Here is a 732-nt window from a genome sequence, read left to right on the forward strand (position 1 = left end):
CCATCGCCAAGCCTTTGTGCAAGGCGGCCTTCCGCGTGCTGCACGCCCAGGACATCGGCATCGCCGTGGCCCGCGCGATCCGCGCCGCGGTGTCGGGCCGGCCGGGCGGCGTCTACCTCGACCTGCCGGCCAAGCTGTTCTCGCAGGTGATGGACGCCGCCGAGGGCGCGCGCTCGCTGGTCAAGGTGGTCGACGCCGCCCCGGCGCAGCTGCCCTCGCCGGACTCGGTGGCGCGCGCGCTGGAGGTGCTGAAGGGCGCCAAGCGGCCGCTGATCATCCTGGGCAAGGGCGCCGCCTACGCGCAGGCCGACGAGGCGGTGCGCGAGCTGGTCGAGAAGAGCGGCATCCCGTTCCTGCCGATGAGCATGGCCAAGGGCCTGCTGCCCGACACCCACCCGCAGTCGGCGGGGGCGGCGCGCTCGATGGTGCTGAAGGACGCCGACGTGGTGGTGCTGGTCGGCGCGCGTCTGAACTGGCTGCTGTCGCACGGCAAGGGCAAGACCTGGGGCGAGCCGGGGTCGAAGACCTTCATCCAGATCGACATCGAGCCGCGCGAGATGGACAGCAACGTGGCGATCGTGGCGCCGCTGGTCGGCGACATCGGGTCGTGCGTGTCGGCGCTGACGGCGGGCATGGCCAAGGGCTGGACGCCGCCGCCGGCGGAGTGGACGGGGGCGGTGTCGGCGCGCAAGGAGGCGAACATCGCCAAGATGGCGCCCAAGCTGATGAGCA

At 72.4% G+C, this 732-nt stretch carries 1 pseudogene; it reads left to right on the forward strand.

Annotated elements, in window-relative coordinates:
- A pseudogene (locus ACFPMG_RS27775) lies at positions 1-732 on the forward strand (oxalyl-CoA decarboxylase); the annotation flags it as partial.

Source organism: Azospirillum himalayense (assembly GCF_042657465.1).
Classification (GTDB): Bacteria; Pseudomonadota; Alphaproteobacteria; order Azospirillales; family Azospirillaceae; genus Azospirillum; species Azospirillum himalayense.